The sequence below is a fragment of the Bradyrhizobium sp. BTAi1 genome, assembly GCF_000015165.1.
Lineage (GTDB): Bacteria > Pseudomonadota > Alphaproteobacteria > Rhizobiales > Xanthobacteraceae > Bradyrhizobium > Bradyrhizobium denitrificans.
The window spans coordinates 6,763,142-6,779,600 of sequence record NC_009485.1; the positions used below are offsets into that span (position 1 = coordinate 6,763,142).

Annotated in this window: 15 protein-coding genes; 6 read left to right on the plus strand and 9 right to left on the minus strand. The window is 66.7% G+C overall.

Going from position 1 to position 16,459, the window contains the following annotated elements; all coding sequences use genetic code 11:
- Positions 1-45 precede the first annotated feature (45 nt).
- The 3 genes from BBTA_RS30410 to BBTA_RS30420 all read left to right on the plus strand — a co-directional run bounded on the left by BBTA_RS30410 (position 46) and on the right by BBTA_RS30420 (position 4,249).
- On the plus strand, positions 46-1,494 hold the full coding sequence (locus tag BBTA_RS30410) for an aldehyde dehydrogenase family protein (protein WP_012046339.1): 1,449 nt from the start codon (positions 46-48) through the stop codon (positions 1,492-1,494).
- 238 nt (positions 1,495-1,732) lie between these two features.
- Positions 1,733-3,274, plus strand: a complete 1,542-nt coding sequence (garD, locus tag BBTA_RS30415; RefSeq protein WP_012046340.1) for a galactarate dehydratase — start codon at positions 1,733-1,735, stop codon at positions 3,272-3,274.
- A gap of 180 nt (positions 3,275-3,454) precedes the next feature.
- Positions 3,455-4,249 carry a class II aldolase/adducin family protein gene (locus BBTA_RS30420; RefSeq protein WP_012046341.1) on the plus strand — a complete coding sequence of 265 codons (795 nt, stop codon included), beginning with the start codon at positions 3,455-3,457 and terminating at the stop codon, positions 4,247-4,249.
- 79 nt (positions 4,250-4,328) lie between these two features.
- Here the strand turns inward: BBTA_RS30420 and BBTA_RS30425 are convergent, their stop codons facing one another.
- Complete coding sequence (locus BBTA_RS30425; protein WP_012046342.1) at positions 4,329-5,417, minus strand: SMP-30/gluconolactonase/LRE family protein; 1,089 nt, start codon at positions 5,415-5,417, stop codon at positions 4,329-4,331.
- A gap of 229 nt (positions 5,418-5,646) precedes the next feature.
- On the opposite strand from BBTA_RS30425, the gene BBTA_RS30430 reads away from it, so the two are divergent.
- A complete protein-coding gene (locus tag BBTA_RS30430; RefSeq protein ID WP_012046343.1) occupies positions 5,647-6,225 on the plus strand; it encodes a hypothetical protein in 579 nt (192 codons plus the stop codon).
- A 16-nt stretch (positions 6,226-6,241) separates the two neighbouring features.
- Here the strand turns inward: BBTA_RS30430 and BBTA_RS30435 are convergent, their stop codons facing one another.
- A complete protein-coding gene (locus BBTA_RS30435) occupies positions 6,242-7,690 on the minus strand; it encodes a PLP-dependent aminotransferase family protein (RefSeq protein ID WP_012046344.1) in 1,449 nt (482 codons plus the stop codon).
- Between the two features lie 64 nt (positions 7,691-7,754).
- On the opposite strand from BBTA_RS30435, the gene BBTA_RS30440 reads away from it, so the two are divergent.
- Complete coding sequence (locus BBTA_RS30440; RefSeq protein ID WP_012046345.1) at positions 7,755-8,477, plus strand: pyridoxamine 5'-phosphate oxidase family protein; 723 nt, start codon at positions 7,755-7,757, stop codon at positions 8,475-8,477.
- A 222-nt stretch (positions 8,478-8,699) separates the two neighbouring features.
- On the opposite strand, the gene BBTA_RS30445 is transcribed toward BBTA_RS30440, so the two are convergent.
- Genes BBTA_RS30445 through BBTA_RS30475 form a run of 7 tightly spaced genes read right to left on the minus strand, consistent with a single transcriptional unit; the run spans position 8,700 to position 15,297 of the window.
- Positions 8,700-9,746, minus strand: coding sequence for an ABC transporter substrate-binding protein (locus tag BBTA_RS30445; RefSeq protein WP_012046346.1), 1,047 nt, complete (start codon positions 9,744-9,746; stop codon positions 8,700-8,702).
- Positions 9,747-9,771: 25 nt separating this feature from the next.
- Complete coding sequence (locus tag BBTA_RS30450; RefSeq protein WP_012046347.1) at positions 9,772-10,914, minus strand: FAD-binding oxidoreductase; 1,143 nt, start codon at positions 10,912-10,914, stop codon at positions 9,772-9,774.
- Positions 10,898-12,292, minus strand: coding sequence for an NAD(P)/FAD-dependent oxidoreductase (locus BBTA_RS30455; RefSeq protein ID WP_012046348.1), 1,395 nt, complete (start codon positions 12,290-12,292; stop codon positions 10,898-10,900). Before BBTA_RS30455 ends, BBTA_RS30450 begins: the two co-directional genes overlap by 17 nt.
- Positions 12,285-12,578: a (2Fe-2S)-binding protein gene (locus tag BBTA_RS30460; RefSeq protein ID WP_012046349.1), complete on the minus strand. Its 294-nt coding sequence runs from the start codon at positions 12,576-12,578 to the stop codon at positions 12,285-12,287. The genes BBTA_RS30455 and BBTA_RS30460 overlap by 8 nt, the downstream gene beginning before the upstream one ends.
- Before the next feature lie 9 nt (positions 12,579-12,587).
- Complete coding sequence (locus BBTA_RS30465) at positions 12,588-13,382, minus strand: ABC transporter permease (protein WP_012046350.1); 795 nt, start codon at positions 13,380-13,382, stop codon at positions 12,588-12,590.
- 5 nt (positions 13,383-13,387) lie between these two features.
- Positions 13,388-14,245: an ABC transporter permease gene (locus tag BBTA_RS30470; protein ID WP_012046351.1), complete on the minus strand. Its 858-nt coding sequence runs from the start codon at positions 14,243-14,245 to the stop codon at positions 13,388-13,390.
- Positions 14,242-15,297 carry an ABC transporter ATP-binding protein gene (locus BBTA_RS30475; RefSeq protein ID WP_012046352.1) on the minus strand — a complete coding sequence of 352 codons (1,056 nt, stop codon included), beginning with the start codon at positions 15,295-15,297 and terminating at the stop codon, positions 14,242-14,244. The genes BBTA_RS30470 and BBTA_RS30475 overlap by 4 nt, the downstream gene beginning before the upstream one ends.
- A 179-nt stretch (positions 15,298-15,476) precedes the next feature.
- On the opposite strand from BBTA_RS30475, the gene BBTA_RS30480 reads away from it, so the two are divergent.
- Positions 15,477-16,295 carry an IclR family transcriptional regulator gene (locus tag BBTA_RS30480; RefSeq protein WP_012046353.1) on the plus strand — a complete coding sequence of 273 codons (819 nt, stop codon included), beginning with the start codon at positions 15,477-15,479 and terminating at the stop codon, positions 16,293-16,295.
- Positions 16,296-16,459 lie beyond the last annotated feature (164 nt).

The window sequence follows — 16,459 nt, forward strand, 5'->3', positions numbered from 1 at the left end:
ATCGGTTAGATTGTCCGAGCAATCGCGCAAAGTCTGGAGAACAACATGAACGCGATCCTCAAGAATTTCATTGCCGGCGAGTGGGTCGACGGCAGCGGGGTGACCCGCAACATCAACCCGTCCAACACCAACGACGTCGTCGGCGAATATGCCAAGGCCGACCGCGCACAGACCGAGAAGGCGATCGCCGCCGCCAAGGCCGCCTTCCCCGCCTGGTCGCGCTCGACCCCGCAGGAGCGCTATGACGCGCTGAACAAGATCTCGGCGGAGATCCTGTCGCGCAAGGAAGAGCTCGGCCGCCTGCTCGCCCGCGAGGAAGGCAAGACCCTGCCGGAGGGCATCGGCGAGGTCGCCCGCGCAGGCCAGATCTTCGCGTTCTTTGCCGGCGAGGCGCTGCGCCTGACCGGCGAGAAGGGCGCCTCGGTCCGTCCGGGCCTCGATGTCGAGATCACGCGTGAGGCGGTCGGCGTCGTCGGCATGATCACGCCCTGGAATTTCCCGATCGCGATTCCCGCCTGGAAGATCGCCCCTGCCCTCTGCTACGGCAACACCGTGGTGTTCAAGCCGGCCGAGCTGGTGCCGGGCTCGGCGCATGCGCTGTCCGAGATCATCGCGCGCTCCGGCCTTCCTGCCGGCGTGTTCAACCTCGTGGTCGGCTCCGGCTCGGTGGTCGGCCAAACCCTGCTCGAGCATCCCGACGTCGCCGCGATCTCCTTCACCGGCTCGGTCGGCACCGGCCGCAAGATCGCGCAGGCCTGCGTGCTGTCGAACCCGATGAAGAAGTTCCAACTCGAAATGGGCGGCAAGAATCCGCTGGTCGTGCTGGACGACGCCGACGTCAAGGTCGCGGTCGAGGCGGCCGCCAACGGCGCCTATTTCTCCACCGGCCAGCGCTGCACGGCGTCCTCGCGCCTGATCGTGACCGAGGGCATCCACGATACATTCGTGGCTGCGCTGACCGAGCGGCTGAAGGGCCTCGTGGTCGATGACGCCGTCAAGCAGGGCACCCATATCGGCCCGGTGGTCGACGCCAACCAGCTCGAGCAGGACCAGCGCTATCTGAAGATCGGCCAGGACGAAGGCGCGAAACTCGCCTGGGGCGGCGAGCTGCTGAACCGCGAGACGCCCGGCTTCTACATGCAGCCGGCGCTGTTCACCGAGGCCACCAACAATATGCGCATCGCGCGCGAGGAGATCTTCGGGCCGGTCGCCTGCGTCATCCGCGCCAAGAACTACGACGAGGCGCTGGCGATCTCCAACGACACCGAGTTCGGCCTTGCCGCGGGCGTCTGCACCACCAGCCTGAAATACGCCTCGCACTTCAAACGCAACAGCGAGGCCGGCATGGTGATGGTCAATCTGCCGACCGCCGGCGTCGACTACCACGTCCCGTTCGGCGGCCGCAAAGGCTCGAGCTACGGCGCCCGCGAGCAGGGCTCCTACGCGCGCGAGTTCTACACGACGGTAAAGACGGCCTACACCTTCCCGGTGTGAGCTGGCGAGACACGACCACTAGGACTCGTCATTGCGAGCGAAGCGAAGCAATCCAGGAGCCAGGAAAAAGATTCTGGATTGCTTCGTCGCTTCGCTCCTCGCAATGACGACAACTAAGGATCTGGAGGGTGGGCAAAGGAGCGCAAGCGCCGTGCCCCCCGATCGTCGAGCGATTTGAAAGACGGTGGGCACGCATCGCTTGGCCACCCTAGGGAAGCTGAAGCGGAACGGAGCCAGCATGAACCAGCAGGTCGTCGCCAATCAGGAGCCGCGCACCATCAAGCTCAACGCGCGCGACAATGTCGCGATCGTGGTGAACGATTTCGGCCTGCCCGCCGGCACCAAACTCCCCGACGGCCTGACGCTGAAGAGCTTCGTCCCGCAGGGCCACAAGACGGCGCTGGTCGACATTCCCGAGGGCGCGCCGATCATTCGCTACGGCGAGATCATCGGCACTGCGAAGTCACCGATCGCAGCCGGCGAATGGGTCGACGAGGCCCGCATCGACATGCCCGAGGCTCCCGGGCTCGACAAGCTCGAGATCTCGACCGCCGTGCCGGCGCCGCTGCCGCCGCTCGAAGGCTACACGTTCGAGGGCTATCGCAACGCCGACGGCTCGGTCGGCACCCGCAACGTGCTGGGCATCTCGACGTCAGTGCAATGCGTGAAGGGCACGCTGGAATTCGCGATCAAGCGGATCAAGAGCGAGCTCTTGCCGAAATACCCGAATGTCGACGACGTCGTCGCGCTGACCCACGCCTATGGCTGTGGCGTCGCGATCTCGGCGCCCGACGCCGTGGTGCCGATCCGCACCTTGCAGAACCTCGCGCTGAACCCGAATTTCGGCGGCGAGATCCTGGTCGTCGGACTCGGCTGCGAGAAGCTCGCGCCGGAGCGGCTGCTGCCGGAAGGCACTGAGGACTCGATCGTGCGCATGCAGGACGAGGCCTTCGACGGCTTCGGCGCGATCGTCGAGGCCATCATGACCCAGGCCGACCGGCGCCTCGCCCAGCTCAACAAGCGCAGGCGCGAGACCTGCCCGGCGTCCGATCTCGTGATCGGCCTGCAATGCGGCGGCAGCGACGCGTTCTCCGGTGTCACCGCGAACCCCGCGGTCGGCTTCGCCGCCGATCTCCTGGTCCGCGCCGGCGCCACCGTGATGTTCTCGGAAGTCACCGAGGTACGCGACGCGATCCAATTGCTGACCCGACGCGCCATCAACGAGGACGTTGGCCGCGCGCTGATCCGCGAGATGGACTGGTACGACGCCTATCTCAAGCGCGGCGGCGCCGATCGCAGCGCCAACACGACGCCGGGCAACAAGAAGGGCGGCCTCGCCAACATCGTCGAGAAATCCTTGGGCTCGATCGTGAAGTCCGGCTCCGGCCCGATCCATGGCGTATTGGCCCCGGGCGAGAAGGCCAAGCAGAAGGGCATGCTGTTCGCGGCGACGCCCGCCTCGGACTTCATCTGCGGCACGCTTCAGCTCGCCTCCGGCATGACCCTGCAGGTGTTCACCACCGGCCGCGGCACGCCCTATGGCCTGGCCGCCGCCCCCGTCATCAAGGTCGCCACCCGCACCGAGCTGGCGCGGCGCTGGAAGGACCTGATCGATTTCGACGCCGGCCGCATCGCCACCGGCGAGATGACCATCGAGGAGACCGGCTGGGAGCTGTTCAAGCTGATCCTCGACGTCGCCTCGGGCCGCACCAAGCCCTGGTCCGATCGCTGGGGCATCCATAACGATCTGACCCTGTTCAATCCGGCTCCAGTGACCTGAGGGAGAACGCGCTCGACCTGCCATGGTCATTGTGTCGCTCCGACCTCTCCCCGTCATTGCGAGCGCAGTGACGCAATCCAGGGGCTACACAACGACTCTGGATTGCCTCGCTGCGCTCGCAATGACGCGTATGCTGAAGCGCTAACCTAGGTAACGAGGATCGGGGAGGGAAACCACGAGATGTCCAGCTTCAGCCGCTTCGCCGCGATCGCGGTCACCGCCCTCCTCCTCTCCGCCGCCCCCGCTCGCGCCGAGGACGCCATCCCCGGCGTCCCCCGCGAGCTGCTCGAGGATATCGCGACCGGCAGCCGCGTGCTCGCCGATCTTGGAATCGTCGACGCCTTTGGCCATGTCAGCGCGCGCAGCCCTGCCAATCCGCGCCATTTCCTGATGGCGCGCTCGATCGCACCGGCGCAGGTCACGGCCAATGACATCATGGAGTTCGACGAGAACGGCGAGCCGGTCGATGCGAAGAACCGCGCCGTGTTCCTCGAACGCTTCATCCATGCCGAGGTCTACAGGGCTCGCCCGGACGTCAACGCCGTCGTGCATACGCATTCGCCCGGCGTCATCCCCTTCAGCGTCAGCCGGACGCCGTTGCGCCCGCTCTATCACAACGCCGCCTTCCTCGGCGAGGGCGCGCCGGTGTGGGACATCGGCAAGGAATTCGGCGCGACCGACATGCTGGTGCGCAACAACGCCATCGGCAAATCGCTCGCGACAGCGCTCGGCGACAAATCCGTGGTGCTGATGCGCGGCCATGGCGACGTCACCGTCGGCCCGGCGGTGCAGGCGGCCGTGTTCCGCGCCTATTACACCGACGTCAATGCGCGGCTGCAGGCGCAGGCGATGGGGCTCGGCACCGAGGTGACCTATCTCAGCGCCGAGGAGGCCGCCAAGGCCGACGGCGTCAACATGGTGATCATGGACCGCGCCTGGGTGCTGTGGAAGCAGAAGGCACAGTCAACGAAGTAGGTCCCGACGACGCTGCAGCTTCCATCAGGGCAGCCCGGACCTGCTGCCCCCTGGATGACGCCGCAGCGTCGACGTCGTCCTACACCGCGCCCTCCGTCTCGACATAGAGCGCGTAGAGCGAATGCGACGCCGCCATGTAGAGGCGGTTGTTCTTCGGCCCACCGAACGTCAAATTGGCGCAGCGCTCGGGCAGCCGGATGAAGCCGATCGGCTTGCCCAAGGGATTGAACACCATGACGCCGTCGAGATCCTCCGACTTGGCCTTGAGCGGATAGACCTTGCGGCCATTGACGTCGACCGGCTCGGCGGCCAGCGCGCCGTTCGACCCCCAGCCGCACCAGAGATTGCCGTCGCGGTCGACGCGGAAGCCATCGAGCGAGCCCTGGTCGGCGGCATCGATCAGCTTCACCTTGTTGCCGACCGAACCGTCGGCGTTGACGTCGTAGCTCCAGATGCTGCGGTTGGGCGTGCCTTTCCACTCCACGACATAGAGCTTCTTCTCGTCCGGCGAGAAGGCGAGCCCGTTCGGGTTGACGAGGTCGGTGATGACGGCCGTGAGCTTGCCGTCGGTGCCGATCCGGAACACGTTGGTATTGGCCTGCTCCGACTTGGCCTTGAAGCCTTCCCAATTGCCGTTGATGCCGAACAGCGGATCGGTGAACCAGATCGTGTCGTCGGACTTCACCACGATGTCGTTCGGCGCGTTGAGCCGCTTGCCTTCGAAGCTGTCAGCGAGCACGGTGACGACGCCGTTCTTCTCGGTGCGGGTGATGCGCCGCGTCACCGAATGCTCGCAGCTGACCAGCAGGCCCTGACGATCGCGCGTGTTGCCGTTGGCATAGTTCGCAGGGCTGCGGAAGACGGTGAAGCTAGCGTCCTTCTCGCTGTATTTCATGATCCGGTTGTTCGGAATGTCGCTGAGCAGCAGATAGCCTTCCTCGGGGAAATAGGCCGGCCCTTCCGCCCAGCGCATGCCGCTGGCGAGCTGTTCGACGGTCGAACTGTAGAGGCGATACTTGGCGAAGCTGGGATCGAGGATCTCGACCGCGGGATCGGGATAGCGCTGGTTGGGCTTGAACGCGAAGGATTGCGCCCTCGCCTGCCCCGAGACCGCAAGCGCTGCTCCGCTGAGCGCGGCCGAAAGAATGCCGCGACGCGACACTGTCATCCGTTTCCTCCATGTCGTTCTTATGTTGGGCCGTGAACCGGCCATGCTCTTCCCATAGAAGCTGAACGCGGAACTTTCTAAAGGTTTTTGCGGTATCGAAGGCGAATCGAGCGGCATACTGCGGCGCAATGTCCGGCAATTGGCATCGGGCAGCCGTTGTTTTGCCGCAAAGCTGACACATCGCTTAACCTATTGCGCAGACATGATTCCCTTCAGGCTGACCCCGCGGATGACCTTTCACTTTCCTCGCCTCGTCGCCGTTGCGCTCGGCCTCGGCCTGAGCACGCCATGCGTCGCGCAGCAGCCGATGCCGGTCACGAACGTGCCGGAGGAGCAGCCTGACATCGACCTCTATGCCCTGATGTCCGGCAGCTGCCGGACCTTGAAGGTCGACGGCCGGGATTTCCCCTGCAAGACCGTGGCGTTCTTCCACAGCGAGAAAGGCCGGGCGCACTTCACGGTGGCTCTCGACGATCCCGCCGACGAAAGCCACATCATCGCCTTCTCCGGCATCAATGGCCGGCGGTCGATTCAGAACGTCTACGAGCTGCCGATCGACCGCATGCTGCTCAACTCGAAAACCCGCCCGAAGGTCGACGGCATTCCGGTGCCCGCAACCCAGAGCTCGTCGGGACACTGCCGGCAGGTCGGCAATTTCGCGATGCTCAAGGTGACGAGCGTGACTTGCTCGGCCAAGGACGACAGCGGCCGCGCTTATGAGCTGCAGTTCGTTTCCGACGGCACGCCCATCACGTTGCGCCGGGTGCGCCAGACCATGACGGACGCCGCACACGACCCCTATCCTTAAGATCGCCTCCTGGAGTTCAGCGCGCGCGTCCGGCTTGTGACAGGATCTCCTGGGCGGCACGCCCGAGCCGCCTTGCCGCCCCGGTCAGATCGTGGGTCGCAAACCCCGAGTAGCCCAGGATGAAGCCGTCCGGTCCGCGCTGCACGATCCGGGCATCCGACAACAGCCGGCATTCGATGTCCGCCCGCTCCCGGATCAGCTTCGCGGCCCCTTTCGGCGCACCGTGCGGCAGGGTGGCCAACAGGTGCAGCCCCTGCGCCGGCGCGGCGAGATGGAGCGAATCGCCGGCATATCTTGCGAGCGCGTCCGCCACGACGTCGCGGGCCTGACGATAGCGCGGGCGCATCCGCCGCATATGGGCTGAGATCACGCCGTCGGCCATCAGATCGGCCAGCGCGTCCTGCATGAAAACGGGCGGAAACCGGTCCTGCGCTGCGCGCGCGGCGACGACGCGTGCGACCAGGGCCGGCGGCACCACGAGATAGCCGAGCCTGAGCCCGGCAAACAGCGTCTTGGCGAACGTGCCGAGATAGATCACGCGTTCGGCGCCGATGCCGGCGAGCGCCGTGAGCGGCGGACCGGCGAAGCGATACTCGCTGTCATAGTCGTCTTCGAAAACATAGGCACCGGCCCGGCGCGCCCAGTCGAGCAGCGCGATCCGGCGCGCCATGCTCATCGCGACGCCGGTCGGAAACTGGTGCGAGGGCGTGACATAGGCGGCCTTCGCCGCAGCATCTGCCTTCTCGCCTGCGGTCACGACGATGCCCTCGCCATCGACCGGCACCGGGACGAGCGTCACCCCGGTCGCCCGCAACGTATGGCGCGAGGCGACATAGCCAGGATCCTCGAACCAGACCGCGTCTCCCGGCGCGAGCAGCGCATCGATGCACAGCCGCAGCCCGTGCTGGGTGCCACTGACGATCAGGATACAGCTGGGGTCACAGCGGACGCCGCGATTGGCGGCGAGATAATGCGCGACCTGGGTACGCAGATGCAGGCTGCCGCGCGGATCGCCATAGCCGAGCTCATCCGGCACGGCCTGCGCGATCCGACGCCGGCTGGCCGCGGCGAGTCGCTTCAGCAGCACCGGGTCGACCAGCGTGACGCCGAGCGCGAACGGGCGGCGTGGCGGAATGCGGATATCCAGTTCGGCCATCGGCGCCGCAGCCGGTGGCGCCGGCAGCTCGGCCGCGACATAGGTGCCCGCGCCATGGCGCGCCTCGACCAGGCCGTCCGACAGCAGGGCCTCGTAGGCGGCAACGATCGCGTTGCGCCGGACGCCGAGTTGCTCGGCGAGCGCGCGCGTCGAGGGCAGCCGCAGGCCAGGCGCGAGCAGGCCGTCGATGATGCCGGCGCGCAGCGCGCTGTGGACCTGCTGCGACTGGCTGCGAATGGCCCGATCGAGCCAGATCGGCAGCGCCAGCACATCGTCGCGGCGCCGCAAAGTGGTTGCTCTATTTGGCATCAAAGTGGAACTCCCGGCAACCACTTTGCCATGGCATCAGTTCGCCGCAAACAGGAGACTGACGATGACCGAGGCACCAGCGGCGAGCTATCCCATCGACGACACCAATCGCGTCAAGCGGAGACATCAGCGCGCACATTACGATCACGCCACGGTGCACGCCCTGCTCGACTCGGCCGCTCTCTGCCATGTCTCCTACGTGATCGAGGGCCAGCCCTACTGCACGCCGACGCTCTATTGGCGCGAGGGAACGACGCTGTACTGGCATGGCTCGAGCGCCAGCCGGATGCTGCGCAATTTGTCCGAAGGACAGCCGGCCTGCCTGACCGTGACGCATCTCGACAGTCTCGTGCTGGCGCGCAGCGCCTTTCATCACTCCGCAGATTATCGCTCGGTGATGGCGTTCGGCCATGCGCGGCTGATTGAGGACCAGACAGACAAGTCGCGGGCACTGACCATGATGGTCGACCGTCTGTTTCCAGGCCGCACCGCGACGTTGCGCCCGACCACGGAGCAGGAGCTCAAGGCGACGTCGGTCGTGACCATGGACATCGAGAAAGCGTCCGCCAAGATCCGCGCCGCCGGCGTCATCGATGATGAAGAGGACTATTTGCTGCCGATCTATGCCGAGCGAATTCCGGTGCGCACCGTGATCGAGCCGCCGGAGCCCGACGGCCGGCTGTTGCCTGGCGTGACGCGCCCTGCGACGCTCTCAGCCTTCAGAACTGGACGGCGACTGGATGAGGCGCTGACAGAGACCTATGCAATGAGCTATCCGGCGGGATAGCTCGCCTTTCTCGCTTCCGTCATTGCGAGACGCGCAAGCTCTGACGCAAGCCAGAGTCCCTGCGGAGCCCTGGATTGCTTCGTCGCTTCGCTCCTCGCAATGACGATCGGAGCAGGCGTCGCGCGACACGCTCTCCGTCGTCGCCCGCGAAGCGATCCAGAGGCCGCACGAAAGGTCTGGACTGCTTTGGTTCGTTCGCAATGACGACGGAACGACGCCAGCCTAGCGCTCGATCATCCTGTTCCAGCGCGTATTCCATTCGGCGCGCCTGGCGTTGATGCCGTCCCAATCCAGCGTGATCGCGGTCTTCATATAGGTGTGGAACGTCGCGAGCTTCTGCTCGGCGGCGGGCGTCGTGGCCTTCGCTGCCGTGTTGGAGGGCACGATGTTGCCGGCGGCAAGCGCCTTCGCCTGGGCGTCCGGCGACAGCAGATAGGCAGCGAGCTTCTGCGCCAGCTCCGCTTCCGAATTGTTGGCGATCACGCATTCGGCCACCATCAGCACGACGGAGCCCTCCTTCGGCTGCGCATATTCGACCGGAATACCCTTCTCCTTCAGCGTCGACACCGCGGTCGGCGTGAGCGGAAAGATCGCGGCCTCGCCGGTCTGCACCATCTCGGAGATCTTGGCCGAGTTCGGGATGTATTCGAGCACGTTCTTGCCGATCGTCTCGGGGAACGCCTTGAAGCCCGGCTCGACATTGGCCTCGCTGCCGCCGTTGATGCGGTTGAACATCAGGAAGGCGTGCAGTCCGAAGGTGGACACCGAGGCCGATTGAAACACGACCTTGTCCTTGAACTTGGGGTCGGCGAGATCGAGCCACGACGTCGGCGCAGCCCAGCCCTTGTCGTCGAACAGCTTCTTGTTGTAGGCGAGCCCGGTCATGCCGATGTCGATGCCGGCGGCGATGTCGTTCTTCAGCCGCGCGAACGGCTCGAGCTGCGCCAGGCCATCGCTCGGCTTCAGCTTCTCGCACAGGCCCAAACCTGCCGCGCGGATCATCACGCCATCATCGAGAAACATCAGGTGCATCTGCGGCCTGTCTTTCGCGGCGATCGCCTTGGCGAGGATCTCCGAGGAAGTCCCGGGCACAACGACGATCTTGACGTCGTTGGCCTTCTCGAAATCCGGAAACACCGCCTGCGTATAGGTGCGCTCGAAATTGCCGCCGTTCATGCCGACATAGAGCGTCTTCGTCTCGGCCTGCGCAGCGGCGGTGGCGAGCATGAGCGCGAGGGCTGAGCCGAGCGCGCGGCGAGCATCGATCATGGCGTGATCTCCTTCGATCCTGTCGTCATTGCTGCTTGAGAGCACCGCCCGGCTGCGATGCGGGTGAGAAACGGGTGATCGCGAAGGCGTCGATCGGCGTCGCGGTCTGGCCATCGCGCACCAGCTCGGCCAGCACCTCGCCGACACCCGGCGCGATCTGGAAGCCGGCGCCGGAGAAGCCGAAGGCATGAATGAGACCCGGCGTCGTCGCGCTCGGGCCGAGCACGGGATTGCGGTCGGGCATCGTCGCCTCGGTGCCGCTCCAGAACCGGATCGCCTGCGCATGGCGCAACGGCCCGAACAATTCGCTGGCCCGCTGCATGATGGTAAGAGCGCCATCACTGTGCGGGCGCGAGTAGTCGGGATTGTCGAGCGGCGTGGCGCGCTCGCCCCCGACCACGACATTGCCGCGCGCAACTTGCCGCGCATAGATGCCGCCGCCCTCGATGCCGATATTGACGGACAGGAACGGATCGAGCGGCTCGGTCACGATCATCGAGGGATAAGTCCGCTCCAGCGGCACCGGCTCGTTGAACGCGCGCGCAAATCTGTCGGCCCAGGCGCCGGCGCTGTTGATGACGCTGCGGGCGGTGACGGCGACATCGCCGGCCTCGAGCGCAAAGCCCTCGAACGTCCTGCTCACGCCGGCGACTTCCGTGTTTTCCAGCACCTCGGCGCCGGCGCGGCGCGCCGCCGCAGCGAAGGCCGCAGCGACCAGCCGCGGATTGGCGTGGCCGTCACCGGGACAGAACGACCCGCCGACGAGATCGCCCATCACGCCGAAGCGCTCGCGCAGCTGATTGTGTCCGACCAGTTCGAGATCGAGCCCGAACGGCGCGACCTCGGCGGCGTAACGCTCCAGGCTCGCCATGTCGTCGGCGCTGCGCGCGAGCTTGAGATGGCCCGAGCGCAGGAACTCGCCGTCGATGCCGATCAGCTGCTGCAGTCGCGGCCAGATCGCATGCGCCCGCTGCGACAGCGGCAGTTGCTCGGACGGACGGCCCTGCCGGCGCACGCCGCCATAGTTCACGCCGCTCGCCTGCGCGCCGCAAAAGCCCTTGTCGAGCAGCGTGACGGACAGGCCCATGCCGCGCAGCGCCAATGCGGCGGAACTGCCGACCAGGCCGCCGCCGATGATCGCGACATCGCAGTCAATGCGCCGGGTCATGCTGCCTCTCATCGATGGACAGGCCCGCGGCCAGCGGTATCGGCTTGATCGGCGCCTGCGCACGCAGCCGCCCGACCGCGCCGATGTCGCGGCGGGTCTGCGCAGCCAGCAGTTCCGCTGCAGCAGCGCCGCACATGCGGCCCTGGCAGCGGCCCATGCCGATGCGCGTGACCGCCTTGAGACGATTCATTTCGGTCAGCGAGAATCGCGCGATCGCGCGCCGGGCGTCGCCGGCGCGGATCTCCTCACAGCGGCAGAGCAGCGTGTCGTCGGCGATGTCGCCCGCCCCATGCGACGGAAAGGGAAATGCCGCCTCGAGCAGGTCGCGTAAACGGTCGATGCGCGCCAGCACGTGTTCGAGATCGGCGGCGCGCGCCGGATCGTGCGGCAGACCACGGTCCTCCAGCAGCGCCAGCGCCGCACGCTCGCCGGCGGCTTCCGCGGCATCCGCACCGGCGATGCGGGCACCGTCGCCGGCGAGATAGACGCCGGCAACGCTGCTGCGACCGGCGGCATCTCGCTCAGGCAGATGCGCGCGGTCGCGGGGATCGAAGCGGAAGGCGCAGCCGGCGAGATCGGCGGCCTGTGTCTCCGAGCGCAGATTGAGCCCGTAGCCAACGCCATCGCAGGCCATTGCGCGTTCGCGTCCGCCCGCGTGATAGACGATGCGGGCCACCCTGCCCTCGCCCTCAATACGAAGCCCGGAGACGCCGAACTGCACACGCGTTCCACCGAACGCAAGCTCCGCGGCCATGCGCAGTCCGCGGAGCACAATCCCGGGCGCGAGCGGCAGCGCGCGCAGCAGATTGAGCTTGGCCGGCAGCGGCGCTGCATCGAGCACGGCCGCGACGTCCACGCCGGCTTTCATGTACTGCCAGGCGACGAGATAGAGCAGCGGGCCGGCGCCCGCGAACACCACGCGCCGGCCGATCGCACAGCCCTGCGCCTTCAGCGCGATTTGCGCGCCGCCGAGCGTGAACACGCCGGGCAAGGTCCAGCCGGGGATCGGCAGCACACGGTCGGTCGCGCCGGTTGCGAGGATCAGGCCGTCATAGGCGAAGCGCCGGCTGGTGCCGTCGCGCAGGACGTCGGCAGCGCCATCGCGCAGATTCCACAGCAGCGTATTCGGCCGGTAGTCAATATCGCTGCCGAGCGCCGCGAAGGCGCGATGCAGCCGCGACGCCTTGGCGGCCTCCGAGCCGTAGCGCGCGCGGTCATCACGCTTATCGGCAGCCAGTGGCTGGCGATAGATCTGGCCACCGCAGGCATGGCCCTCATCCACCACGACCGGCCGCAGGCCGGCCGCGACCAGCGTGATGGCAGCGCGGATGCCGGCCGGGCCGGCGCCGACGATCAGCGGCGGTGGACGCTCACGCATGGCTGCCTCTCCGCTGCGTGATGATGTGCATGCCCTCGGCGAGCGGCGTCGTGCAGGCGCGCAGCCGCTCCCCGCTGTCGAGCTGCACCCAGCAGTCCTGGCACGCCCCCATCTGGCAGAAGCCGGCACGTGGCGAACCAGTGAACTCGCTGCGACGCAGCCGTTCGGCATGACACAGCACCGCGGTCAGCACCGTGTCGCCGGCGTGGCCCTGGCAAGGGGTGCCGTCGATCGTGAAGCGGATCACGGCGCTGTCGGTGCGGACGAGACGGTGCAGCAACGGCATGGTCATTCCTCAGCCCGGCCCGACGAGAATCTTGTCGAGGCCGAAGATGCGATCGAGCAGCAGCATCGCCGCGGCGGTCACCGCGATCATCAGCGCCGACACCGCGGCCATCATCGGATCGATCGACTCGGTCGCATACATGTACATGCGCACCGGCAGCGTGACCGTCGCGGGCGAGGTGATGAAGATCGACATCGTGAGCTCGTCGAAGGAGTTGATGAAGGCGAGCAGCCAGCCGCCGGTGATGCCGGGCAGGATCATCGGCACGGTGATACGGCGAAACACGATCCAGCTGGAGGCGCCCAAGGTCACCGCGGCCTGCTCCGCACTGCGATCCAGCCCCGACAGCGCCGCCAGCACCAAGCGGAGCACATAGGGCGTGACCACGATGATATGGCCCGCAGTCAGCCAGAGCAGGCTGCCGGTGCCGCCGATGAGCGCGAACAGCCGCAGCAGCGCGACGCCGAGCACGAGATGCGGGATCATCAAGGGCGACAGGAACAGCGCATTCAGCGCCGCGCGACCGCGGAAATCGTAGCGATCGAGGGCAAGCCCGGCGGCGACCGCGAGCACGACCGCGACCGACGCGGCGATCGCCGCGACCCAGAGGCTGTTGAGGAACGAGGCGACGAAATCCGGATGCGCGAACACGGCCGTGAACCAGCGCAGCGAGACCTGCGTCGTCGGCAGGGTCAAGGTGTTGGCGGGCGTGAACGCGACCAGGCAGATGACGATGAGCGGCGCCAGCACGAAGCCGACGACGAGCGCATGAAACAGCAGAGCGATCGGACCGTTGCGGTGCATGCCACTCACCCCAAGGTTCGCTTCGCGCGCGCCTCGACGACGCGCTGATAGGCCAGCATGATGACGAGATTGATGACCAGGACCAGCATCGCGATCGCAGCCCCCAGCGGCCAGTTCAGCTCATGCATGTATTCGTCATAGACCAGCGTGGCCGCCATCTTCAGCCGGCGGCCGCCGAGCAGCGCGGGGATCGCGAAGGCCGAGGCCGATAGGCCGAAGACAACGAGGCTGCCTGACAACAGGCCCATCGTCACCTGCGGCAGCACAACGCGGCGCAGCGCCGTGAAGCGCGAGGCGCCGAGCGTCCAGGCCGCGGCCTCGACCATCGGATCCAACTTCTGCAACGAGGTCCAGACCGGGATGACCATGAACGGGAGCATCACATGCACCAGCGCGATCACGATCGCGGTCTCGGTGTAGAGGATCTTCACGGTGCCGATGCCGAGCCCGCGGAATGTATCGTTCACGAGTCCCGTCGGGCCGAGCAGCATGCTCCAGCCGAACGTGCGTACCACCACCGAGACCAGCAACGGGCCGATGATCGCGAGCAGGAAGATCGAGCGCCAGGGCTCGCGCATCCGCGACAGGACGTAGGCCTCAGGCGCGCCGATGACGGCGCAGATCAAGGTCGTGAGCGCGGCGAGCCGCAGCGTGCGCCAGAAGATATTCAGAAAATAGCTGTCGGAGAGGATCGCGGCATAGTGCGCCAGCGTGAACTCGTCCTGCACACCACGCGCGACGTCATAGGCATGGAACGAGAGTACGACTGTGAGCGCGAGCGGCACGAGCACGAGCGCCGCGAACAGTAACGCACCAGGCGCGGCCAACAGCCAGGGTGTCGTGCTGACGCGCGCGCCGCTCATGCCCCCTGCGCTCCCTCCGGCTTCGCGGCCTTGGCGCTGGTGCTGCTCCAGTCGAGTCCGACGGCATCGCCCTCGCGCGCCGGCTCCTCGCCGGCATTGGGCAGGGACACGCCGATCAGGCCGGCCGGCGTCTCCACGGTGAAGAACCAGGCACTGCCGAGAAAAAAGCGGCCTTTGACGCGGCCGTCGAGCACGCCTGCGCCCGGCGCCTTCAAGCCGATCTTCTCCGGCCGGATGGCCAGCACGGCAGCGGCGCCCTCGCTCAGACCAGCGCCGTTGCAGGGCAGCAGGCGGCCGCCGATCTCAACCCCGCCCGGACGCCAGACGCCGGATAGCCGGTTCATCTTGCCGACGAAGGCGGAGATAAAGGACGTGGCCGGGCTCTCATAGAGCCGATAAGGCGCATCGACCTGCACGATGTGGCCCTGCTCCATCACGACCACGCGGTCGCTCATCGACAGCGCCTCGCCCTGGTCGTGCGTCACCATGATCGTGGTGGTGCCGACGCGCTGCTGGATACCGCGTAGCTCGAACTGCATCTCCTCGCGCAGCTTGGCATCGAGATTGGACAGCGGCTCGTCGAGCAGCAGCACCGGCGGATCGATGACCAGCGCACGCGCCACCGCGACGCGCTGACGCTGGCCGCCGGACAACTGGCGCGGATAGCGGTCGGCGAGCGCGGCGAGCTGCACCAGCGCCAGCGCCTGTCTGACGCGCGCCTCGCGCTCGGCCCTGGCCACCCGGCGCATCTCCAGCCCGAACGAGACGTTCTGCGCCACCGTCATGTGCGGAAACAGCGCATAGCTCTGGAACACAATGCCGAGGCCGCGGCGATCCGGCTTCTCATGGGTGATGTCACGCCCGTCGAGCGTGATGCGCCCCGATGTCGGCTCGACCAGGCCGGCGATCATCTGAAGCGTCGTGGTCTTGCCGCAGCCGGACGGGCCGAGCAGCGAGACGAACTCGCCCTTGGCGACGCTGAGGCTGACGTCGCTGACCGCAGCGACATCACCATAGAGCCTGGTCAGACCTTCCAGCGTCAGGAAACCCATGCGTCCTCGCGCGGGAGGCGCCCTGGGCCATCACCAGGGATTGCCACCCTGGGGCTCTTTCATCGGGCGATCGGGACGACGGGTCAACGACCGATTTCAATATCCTGAATTTAATTCAGAAAGATTCCGGTATATGGATTATTAGACGCTCCTATCCCCAATATCATTCACTCAACAAAATGAACGACTCTGACCTGCAGTCCCCCTCCAGCCTCCGCCGCGCGCTCAGACTGCTGCGGGTTCTCGCGGCCGGCGACCCGGCGGGGCTGCGGCTGAAGGACATTGCCGAGGCCGCGGACTGCAGCCAGCCGACCGCGCATCGCATGCTGCAAGACCTCGCGGCCGAAGGTTTCGCGGAGCAGGCCGCCGGCAAACGCTATCGACTCGCGCTCGATTTCTACGTGCTCGCCGCGCGCGCCGGCCAGGCCAGCGGCCTGCGCGAGGCCGCGCGTCCGGCGCTGCTGCGCCTCTCTGCGACGCTCAGCGACACGATCTTCCTGCTGGTGCGCAACGGTTTCGATGCGGTGTGCCTCGATCGCGTCGAGGGGCCGTTTCCGATCCGCTCCTTCACGGGCGATATCGGCGGCAAGGTGCCGCTCGGGCTCGGCCAGGGCAGCCTCGCCATTCTCGCCAACCTGCCGGAGGACGAGCAGGAAGCTGTGATCCGCTTCAACATCCCGCGCCTGCTCGATCGCGGCTTCCTCGACGAGGCGTCGCTGCGCAGCGCTTTGGCGCAGGCGCGCGCACAAGGATGGGTCAACACCAGCACGGGACTGATTCCGGGCATGGCCGGCGTCGGCGTCCCCGTGCTCGACACGCAAGCACGCGCCGTCGCAGCGCTCAGCGTCGGCACGCTGGCGGAGCGGCTGAATGCCGATCGCCTGCCGCATGTCGTGAAGATCCTGCAAGGCGAGGCACAGGCGCTGGCTGGCAAGCTGAACCCGTTCGACGTCGCGCTGCGCTATCCCTCGCGCAGCCTCAGCACGATCGGAAACTGAGAGAACGCTCTGTCGCAGATCAGTTTATAGGCACGCGGCTGCTCATTTCTTGCGCCGCCATGATCCAAATTTTTGTGCGCCCACGGACAAGTCAGCCGCGCTCGCGCGCACCTAAGCTCGCTTTTGAGCTTGGACCGGGGCGACGGCACCCATGCACCGCCGGA

Bases quoted from the DNA above. Each gene is read 5' to 3' on its own strand.
- BBTA_RS30410 (WP_012046339.1), top strand. From the start codon at position 46: ATGAACGCGATCCTCAAGAATTTCATTGCCGGCGAGTGGGTCGACGGC.
- BBTA_RS30460 (WP_012046349.1), bottom strand. From the start codon at position 12,578: ATGCCGTTGCTGCACCGTCTCGTCCGCACCGACAGCGCCGTGATCCGC.
- BBTA_RS30465 (WP_012046350.1), bottom strand. From the start codon at position 13,382: ATGCACCGCAACGGTCCGATCGCTCTGCTGTTTCATGCGCTCGTCGTC.
- BBTA_RS30425 (WP_012046342.1), bottom strand. From the start codon at position 5,417: ATGACAGTGTCGCGTCGCGGCATTCTTTCGGCCGCGCTCAGCGGAGCA.
- garD (WP_012046340.1), top strand. From the start codon at position 1,733: ATGAACCAGCAGGTCGTCGCCAATCAGGAGCCGCGCACCATCAAGCTC.
- BBTA_RS30435 (WP_012046344.1), bottom strand. From the start codon at position 7,690: ATGCCAAATAGAGCAACCACTTTGCGGCGCCGCGACGATGTGCTGGCG.
- BBTA_RS30440 (WP_012046345.1), top strand. From the start codon at position 7,755: ATGACCGAGGCACCAGCGGCGAGCTATCCCATCGACGACACCAATCGC.
- BBTA_RS30445 (WP_012046346.1), bottom strand. From the start codon at position 9,746: ATGATCGATGCTCGCCGCGCGCTCGGCTCAGCCCTCGCGCTCATGCTC.
- BBTA_RS30430 (WP_012046343.1), top strand. From the start codon at position 5,647: ATGACCTTTCACTTTCCTCGCCTCGTCGCCGTTGCGCTCGGCCTCGGC.
- BBTA_RS30455 (WP_012046348.1), bottom strand. From the start codon at position 12,292: ATGCGTGAGCGTCCACCGCCGCTGATCGTCGGCGCCGGCCCGGCCGGC.
- BBTA_RS30480 (WP_012046353.1), top strand. From the start codon at position 15,477: ATGAACGACTCTGACCTGCAGTCCCCCTCCAGCCTCCGCCGCGCGCTC.
- BBTA_RS30470 (WP_012046351.1), bottom strand. From the start codon at position 14,245: ATGAGCGGCGCGCGCGTCAGCACGACACCCTGGCTGTTGGCCGCGCCT.
- BBTA_RS30450 (WP_012046347.1), bottom strand. From the start codon at position 10,914: ATGACCCGGCGCATTGACTGCGATGTCGCGATCATCGGCGGCGGCCTG.
- BBTA_RS30420 (WP_012046341.1), top strand. From the start codon at position 3,455: ATGTCCAGCTTCAGCCGCTTCGCCGCGATCGCGGTCACCGCCCTCCTC.
- BBTA_RS30475 (WP_012046352.1), bottom strand. From the start codon at position 15,297: ATGGGTTTCCTGACGCTGGAAGGTCTGACCAGGCTCTATGGTGATGTC.